Origin of the sequence: uncultured Treponema sp., assembly GCF_946187725.1 — a bacterium.
Taxonomy (GTDB): domain Bacteria; phylum Spirochaetota; class Spirochaetia; order Treponematales; family Treponemataceae; genus Treponema_D.
In genome coordinates, this window is sequence record NZ_CAMHSK010000071.1 from 1 (window position 1) to 5,278 (window position 5,278).

Sequence of the window (5,278 nt, forward strand, 5' to 3'; positions counted from 1 at the left end):
GGTCTTTTGTGATGTCGGCGGCAGTCGCAATCATGCACGGCTTTTTGTCGCTTCCAAAAACACCTTCCTGAGGCCTGACGATTTTTGCATAGTGACCTGTACAGAAATAATCATAATTAATTGAAAGATTCTGGATTCCATCGAGGAGAGCACCGAATTTGATGTAGCGGTTGCATTGAATGCAGGGATTTGGAGTGCGACCGGCACGATATTCAGCCTTAAAATATTCGAGGACTTTCTGCCGGTATGTTTCCTGAACTTCGATTACATGATATTCAATTCCATGCTCGGCACAAAATTTCTTGCATTCTTCAATATTTTCTTCTTCACCAGGGCCATAGCAGGCTTCTCTCATGGGCTTATCGCTCTTGATTTCAGGGAGTTTTCCGTCCCACAGTGACATTGTAACACCGATAACATTGCAGCCTTTTTCCTTTAGCATAAGAGCAGTTAAAGTTGAGTCTACACCGCCGCTCATTCCGACGACAACAGTATCGCCTTTCTTTGGCATATCTAACACTTCGTAATTCATATCAGCCTATTATATCACAAGGTAAAAAGATAGAAAAGGGGAGAAGTCTCTCCCCCGTGTCGCAATTCATTGCGCCACAGGGACCTAAGTCAATATAATTATTGATGTAATTCAGGCTAATCCCGATACTCCAGAATGATTTTGAAATGATTTCCAAAGACTCTGCCGTAAAAGATTTGGAAGACAGCCTGCAAATGTTGTGTGCGAAAAATTTCAACCTTAGCTGTATTGACTTGGAATATAAAGGATTTTTCCATGACATCGGTAAAGATGGTTGACCTGAGGAATTTTTGGGGATAGCGGGAGATTAATTGATTGCCTTTATTTCAATTCCTAGCCGTGCGACATTTTCGATGAAATTGTGCATATTATCTGGCTTCCATTGCGTAGAAACAACGACTTTAGTGCCGTCGGCAAGAATTATCGGGTGTTTATTGAAACGACTGCCAGACCATTGTTGAGGAGTTACTTCTTCCCACCGTCGAATCATTTTTCCAAAACCTGGTTTTGCCAAATAATCAGGAAATGCTGCCTGAAGCTCGTTGAAAGAAATGTCTTTGTGAGATTCAACATAAAATTGGACGGCTCTATAAACAGTAGGCCCTTTTCCGCCAGTCGGACTTCCGTTCACCATGAACTGAGTGCTGTCTTTTGCACCTAAAGCTGGGCTTTGTATGTATGAGTGACTTACTGCAGGATTGTCAGAAACAAATGTTGGAGCGACTGCTACAGATTTTTGGCTTATTGAAATATTGTAATCTGCAAGAATCTTTTCGACATCGACAGCAGGGTATTTTTCTGCAAAATGATTTTTTAACAATTCCGTAATCAGATTTACAGAAAGTTCATTTTTGATTTCAGTCTCGCTGTTTTTCTTTTGATTGCTTTCTTTGATGAAGTCCTTGATTTTTTGCTTGTCAAAATTATCCTTTGAGAAAAGCTCGACAAATCGGCTTCCGTTCGGATTATCCTGTGTGAATGGAATCTCAAGCACGGAATACGAGTCTTCTTTTGCTGTAAAATCGTAATCGTAGATGTAAAGATTATCGCAGACAAGAATTCCCAGGTCGATTTTGAGTTGATTAAGATAACTGAAAAGCTGAGCCTGTCCGTCGTGAAGGGTATGACGTTTTAGTTCTACGACGAACAAATCTTCTGTGTCGTTTTTTATAACGATATCAGCACGTTTTGTCATTACGCCCATTTTTACGGAACGCTGGGAGTCGATGTCAGAATCAGAATAGTTGAAAATGGTGGAAAAGAGTAGTTCCCATGAGGTTTGGACGATTTCTTCCTTGCTGTTGAGGTTCTTGTTGAACTGTGAAACGATTTTATTCCAATAAGCTTCGTATGACATAATTGTTTGACTCCTTATGCTTTGAGTTTTCTTCTAAAGATTTCTAGGAAATATTTTATTAAGATTATTGATTGTTGACAAAGCTAATAAATCTTTACATTTATCCCACAATTCTTTCGCTTTTTCAATATCATTTTCCACACCAATTCCATCGCGATACATACAACTAAGACAGAATTGTGATTTTGCATCTCCCAGTATAGCTGCTTTTTGCCAGAAAAGTAATGCTTTTGAGAAATTTTGCTCTATATCTTTGCCTGTAAAATATATGTAACCTAACAGAAAGTTTGCTTTTGCAGTTTCTAATAAATGGGGTTCATTTAACCATACAGAAAAGTTATTTAACTTAAAAAACAGTTCATTGTCATAATAGATATTAATAATATCTAATCTGGTATTATCATTTCCTTGCTCTGCAGACTTTTCGTACCATTCTAATGCCTTTGAAAAATCCTTTTCTGTACCTTCCCCTTTGAAATACATATCTGCGAGAGATTTTTGAGCTAAAGAATAACCTTGTTCTGCCAAGTTCGAGAAGTGTTTCAGTGCTTTTTCATAAAGACCTTCTTTATAGAATTCACATCCGATTTTATACTCTTCTTCAATGGCAAGTGTTTTTGGTTTTGAAATTTGCTGTTCTTTTTCTATATGCGCAGAGAATGGAAGAGATGTTAGTTTTTCATAATTTTTTGTAATTCTATCAGTTTTCAAATGCCAATCATGTTTTATTCTTTTTTGTTTTTCCTCTAAAATATGTTGTCTAATTTCAGATATTTCATTCTCAAGTTGTTTTAAAGTATAATCCTCATAGTTTTCACAGTACGGAAGTTCAATTATAATTCTATAGAGTCCTTTAGATAAATATTTTCTATAGTAGTCAGATAGAAAAATACATCTCCTTAAATCTGATTTTACAGAAAAAGTTTGGCTCATAGTCCAGACATTTTTAATTGGCGTGTTTTTGCCTTTTATGTAATAGTATCTGTTTGCCTGTTTAAGTAAAATAAACAATCTCTTAAAAACTTCTTCATTTTTAGGATGAAATTCGAATTGAATATCCGTTAACGATTTTTTTAAAAGTTTTAACCCATTCAAACAGTTACGATTGTCAGAATTTGAGATTTTAATAATATCTGTCGCATAACAAAAACTTTGTTTGAAAATAAAATAATTAAATCCGTCTCGTGATATAATATCGTCTATTGCGTTAATAGGTTTTTCATCTCCACCTTTTTGATTTAAGAAATTGTACGCTTCTAATATTTCATTTATTCCATCAATATCAATAGAAACAAATCTTCCTGTATCATTCTTTTGGCCATAGTAATCAATAATTTCATACAACAAATCTGACTCATATAGAGCTAAAACTTTTGCTACTATTTCTTCTGTGTCCATATTAATCTCCTGCTATTCTAATCTTGTTCCAGTCCAATTTACGAAATCTTTCGGACAGAACAATTCTCTCACATCTTTTTCCGTGCAATTTCCGAACACCTGCGGAATTCCGCCAGTCCAAGCTCGGACATTTTCTTTTCCAAATATAGCCCATGCGTTTTCTATGGCATTAACACCGTATCTTTCTTTATCAGCAGGATTTTGATGAAGTTCTACATATCTTTTCAAATCATCGTTATATAACCAATTGAGTTCCTCTGAGAGACCGACAACAATCGTACAATACGCTGCATTATCTGTACCTAATCGTGATCTTACGGCTTCTGCAAAAGTTTGTTGCCAGACTGTATCATCGGGTGGAAGCTGATAGCCGAACAAGATGATATGTCTTGCCTTTTCCAAGCTTACACGGACATTTCGCTGGATTTCTTCAAGAAATGAGGTCGGAATTGATTTGTACAAGCTCTGCATAATCATCGGGGCAGAATATGCAAATGTTTCAGAACCACAGTGCATACATTGCATTGAGTCTGAGTGAAGCTGATTTGTGTGCCATTCCTTTTCTTTTTCAGTCAGCATTTCATAATTTTCACTTTCAAAAAGCGGAATCGGGAAGGGCGGAATAAGTTTTTTTGACTTGTAATCCCAGAGATTTCCGCCGTTAAAAAATGTCATTCTTCCGCAGGCCGGGCATTCTCGCCAGTTTGAAGAACCGTGCGCAAAATAGAATTTACCGGCACGGTTTAGAGGTGTTCCGATATGAGATTCTTCATTTTCTCGGCTCGCAACGCTTTCCGTGAACTCCAAAGTCGGAAGAACTTTTCCTTCGTCATCAGATTTTCTTCCACGATGCTCAACGCCAAAGTCAAGCCAAAGTTTAATAGGCTGGTCTTGAATGTAGGTTCTTTTTTCAGTATTCAGTTCACGATGCGAATTCATAAGAATCCACGGAAAGACCATTTCAAAATTGAATGAAACAAATGAAGTCGAAAACAGATAAAAATCTTGCTGATTGACTTTATAACCTTTCTGATAAAAGCGATGACCTTCTTCTTGCATCATTTTTCCAAATGTGTTGAGAAATTTTTTATACTTTTCAAATAGCTCAGACCTTTCACCATTTGCAATTCTGTACCACCGTTCTGCAAAAAGCATATTAATGAACAGAATCAAAAAGTTCCTTGCTCCCTGGAGTCTGCTAACTGGTAAGATTTCTTCTTCATGCCCATTATTTTTTACTTTAAGAGCTTGCTGCGAGAGAAGTTTTTTATCAATGAGCGAAAAAACATCACGGATAAGATTATCATGGCTTTCATTGTGAGGGCATATTTTCAGAATCTTTTTGAGTGCATTCCAGTCATAATCATGTCGTAATTCAAGAATACGCTTTTTAAAAAGTTCATTGTCATTGCAGTGTCGATAGATGTTTTTCATCTCTTCTATATCAGAATATGAAATTTCAAAATTTGAGGAATCCTGTGCATTGCCATCAAGAATTTTCAAGAACGAAACGATTTTGCTTAAATCTTTTGTTGTGAAGTAGCCGTAACTTTCAAGAACTACTTTGTAATCAGCCTTCTCTTTTGATAGAGCACGAAAAATCTCTGTTTGCGTAGCAGTCTGAGGCATTCCTAAAGATGCTGTTGCTCCTGCACCGATGAAGACGAGAACTTCGGAATTTTTCGGAGTGAAGGGCGAGTAATTTTTCATTGTTAATTTGCCAGCAGGGTAATGGAAGAAACTGGAAGTTTTGTATTTTTTTCTTCCAATTCTTTTGTAATAGAGTCAAAATCCCCAGCTAGTTTAATTCTTACATGTTTTCCAAGAGTATTACTTCGGACAAGAAGAAGTTTTGTTTTCTCATTAAATAAAAATTGAATATTTTGTGACAAAATCAAAGTTTTTTCATGATGTAAAAAGTTATCATCTTTTATTTCATACATTTCTTTATAATTTTTTGTATATTCTATAGGAAAAAGAATATTATATTT

At 36.0% G+C, this 5,278-nt stretch carries 5 protein-coding genes and 1 pseudogene; 1 reads left to right on the plus strand and 5 read right to left on the minus strand.

Annotated elements, in window-relative coordinates; genetic code table 11:
- Positions 1–532, minus strand: a pseudogene (locus tag Q0Q74_RS13975) (tRNA 2-thiouridine(34) synthase MnmA); the annotation flags it as partial.
- 146 nt (positions 533–678) lie between these two features.
- On the opposite strand from Q0Q74_RS13975, the gene Q0Q74_RS13980 reads away from it, so the two are divergent.
- Positions 679–810 (plus strand): hypothetical protein, encoded by a 132-nt coding sequence (locus tag Q0Q74_RS13980; protein ID WP_294431863.1) that lies wholly within the window; start codon positions 679–681, stop codon positions 808–810.
- A gap of 29 nt (positions 811–839) precedes the next feature.
- Here Q0Q74_RS13980 and Q0Q74_RS13985 read toward each other — a convergent pair whose 3' ends face one another.
- From Q0Q74_RS13985 to Q0Q74_RS14000, 4 genes are all read right to left on the minus strand, one after another.
- Entirely contained in the window at positions 840–1,889 is a 1,050-nt protein-coding gene (locus tag Q0Q74_RS13985) for a type I restriction enzyme HsdR N-terminal domain-containing protein (protein WP_294431865.1), read from the minus strand.
- Between the two features lie 33 nt (positions 1,890–1,922).
- Positions 1,923–3,287, minus strand: coding sequence for a tetratricopeptide repeat protein (locus Q0Q74_RS13990; protein ID WP_294431867.1), 1,365 nt, complete (start codon positions 3,285–3,287; stop codon positions 1,923–1,925).
- A gap of 12 nt (positions 3,288–3,299) precedes the next feature.
- The gene (locus Q0Q74_RS13995; RefSeq protein WP_294431868.1) at positions 3,300–4,997 is read right to left on the minus strand and encodes a hypothetical protein; all 1,698 of its coding nucleotides are present in this window, start codon (positions 4,995–4,997) and stop codon (positions 3,300–3,302) included.
- Between the two features lie 2 nt (positions 4,998–4,999).
- The coding region (locus tag Q0Q74_RS14000; protein ID WP_294431869.1) for a hypothetical protein at positions 5,000–5,278 on the minus strand (279 nt) is incomplete at its 5' end.

Excerpts from the sequence above, each read along its gene's own strand:
- Q0Q74_RS13980 (WP_294431863.1), top strand. The coding sequence starts at position 679 with ATGATTTCCAAAGACTCTGCCGTAAAAGATTTGGAAGACAGCCTGCAA.
- Q0Q74_RS13985 (WP_294431865.1), bottom strand. The coding sequence starts at position 1,889 with ATGTCATACGAAGCTTATTGGAATAAAATCGTTTCACAGTTCAACAAG.
- Q0Q74_RS13990 (WP_294431867.1), bottom strand. The coding sequence starts at position 3,287 with ATGGACACAGAAGAAATAGTAGCAAAAGTTTTAGCTCTATATGAGTCA.
- Q0Q74_RS13995 (WP_294431868.1), bottom strand. The coding sequence starts at position 4,997 with ATGAAAAATTACTCGCCCTTCACTCCGAAAAATTCCGAAGTTCTCGTC.